At 56.4% G+C, this 2,126-nt stretch carries 3 protein-coding genes; 2 read left to right on the forward strand and 1 reads right to left on the reverse strand.

Annotation, left to right across the window (positions count from 1 at the left end; all coding sequences use genetic code 11):
• Positions 1-1,172 (forward strand): DUF1254 domain-containing protein (locus ACT6VE_RS34750; protein WP_444802648.1); only part of this gene is annotated, 1,172 nt, incomplete at its 5' end.
• 132 nt (positions 1,173-1,304) lie between these two features.
• Positions 1,305-1,706, forward strand: coding sequence for a DUF977 family protein (locus ACT6VE_RS34755; protein WP_069062044.1), 402 nt, complete (start codon positions 1,305-1,307; stop codon positions 1,704-1,706).
• Positions 1,707-1,804: 98 nt separating this feature from the next.
• On the opposite strand, the gene ACT6VE_RS34760 is transcribed toward ACT6VE_RS34755, so the two are convergent.
• Entirely contained in the window at positions 1,805-2,050 is a 246-nt protein-coding gene (locus tag ACT6VE_RS34760; RefSeq protein ID WP_444802649.1) for a hypothetical protein, read from the reverse strand.
• Positions 2,051-2,126 lie beyond the last annotated feature (76 nt).

Raw genomic sequence — 2,126 nt, forward strand, 5'->3', positions numbered from 1 at the left:
CACATTCGCTGTTCCTGACCGGGAACACCGAAAGCATTTATAATCTCATGTGGCTGGACACCAAAGCGGGTCCACTGGTCATCGAGACACCGCCCAATATCCTGGGGATGATCGACAACCACTGGTTCCAATATGTCGGCGATGTCGGCAATGCCGGCCCGGACAGGGGCAAGGGTGGAAAATACCTGCTTTTACCGCCGGGCTACGAGGGTGAGATACCCGAGGGCTACTTCGTGCTTCGAACCTCGACTTACGGAAACCTCTTCTTCTGGCGCGGTTTCCTCGAAAAGGGCAGCACTGCAACAGCGGTTGAAAACACCAGGAAGTTCGCCAAGGTCTATCTTCTTTCGGAAGCCAACAATCCACCGCAGATGAAGATGGTCAACGTCTCAGGCAAGGAATTCAACACCATCCATGCCAATGATTTTCATTTCTACGAGGAAGTGAACGACATCGTCCAATATGAGCCGAACGAGGCCTATCACCCGGAGGTGCTGGGGCAGCTCGCCGCCATCGGTATCGAAAAGGGCAAACCCTTCGCACCCGACGAGCGGATGAAGGAGATCCTCACTGAAGCCGTAGCCGTCGGCAACGCGACAGCACGCACCATCACCTTCAAGACCCGCATGAAGGACGCCTACTATTATCCGGACAGCGCATGGTTCACCGGCTTCGTCGGTGGCAGCTACGAGTTTCTTCGGCAGCCCGGCGTTCGCCATCTGGATGCCCGCGTCCTGTTCCACTACTATGCGACGGGCATCACGCCGGCCATGGCAATAAAGCGCGTCGGCATCGGTTCGCAATACGCTGGTGCCACGACCGACAAGGACGGCAAGCCGTTCGATGGCGGCAAAACCTATAAGATACACCTGCCGCCAAACATTCCGGCAAAGGAATTCTGGTCGTTCGTTGTCTATGACAATCAGACGCGTTCGATGCTGCAGACAGACCAGCAATTTCCCAGCATCGGCAGCGACAAGAAGGACATTGTGATCAACGCCGACTCCTCGGTCGATGTCTGGTTTGGACCGACAGCGCCGGCGGGTCATGAAGCCAACTGGGTCCAGACAGTTCCCGGCAAGGGCTGGAACGTTCTTCTTCGCCTCTATGGCCCGCTGGAGTCATGGTTCGACAAGACGTGGAAGCCGGGCGAGATCGAACTGGTCCAGTGACGATAAAGTAAACGCGATGAACTGATCATCGCGGCACAAACGTTCGCGTCTGCAGCGCCGACACGACTGATATGTCGGGTCGGCATCCGCTTGGGGTAACCTACTGTTGGACTTGGGGGAGCGCCGAGAGGTTTGCCGCCTCGCAGTTACAGGTTCCACATTCGCCTTCTGCGCATCATCGAGCAAAGCAAGGAGAGCTATTACATCTCGCTTCGGCGCACGCAGGGAACGATCCGCAACGCCGAGCCCGACTGGAATCCCTGGATCGAGTACTTTCTGAGAGCGCTGCATCGGCAGAAGACGCGCCTTGAGAAGAAAATGGAGCGCGAGCGGATTATCCTCGCCGACATGCCGGAATTATCCGGGACATTGCTCGAGTTGGCACGCGAGCACGGGCGGATTACGGTCGCGGAGGCTGCACGGATCACCGATGCAAGCCGCCACACCATTAAGGATCATCTCAGGGCGCTCGTGAATCAAGGGCACCTCGTCCTGCACGGTGCCGGCCGCGGCGCCTGGTACGGTCTTTCCTAATGAAGGGGTGTCAGGCCCATCTGAATGGATTTGCTCTCGAAGGGATCTGAACCACCAACCCGTTGTGCGAAGGACAGGGCGCTGGATGTTGAGACCATTCAAATGCTTAAGACACCCTTCTCCATAACTCTCTGCAGGGAACCAGCCCGGCTTGAGATGACCTTGCCAATTGCGCTCAGGATGGGATGTTTGATCCCCTCGTCGGTCAACTCAGCAACAAGGGCATCGGCCTCGATCACAGTCCTTTCCGCCATTTGGGCAAGATCGCGAAGAAGGATACGCTGAGAAAATTTGGTTTCGGGCACAAGTGTCGTCCAATGCTTCAGTTGGATCGTGTCGAGCACTGTCCGTCGTCAAATGAACTGAGATTTTTTTGGCCTTGGAAGAGTGGATTTTGCGGCTCGGTCGCGGGTTGATTTA

The sequence above is a fragment of the Shinella sp. genome, from assembly GCF_052438155.1.
Lineage (GTDB): Bacteria > Pseudomonadota > Alphaproteobacteria > Rhizobiales > Rhizobiaceae > Shinella.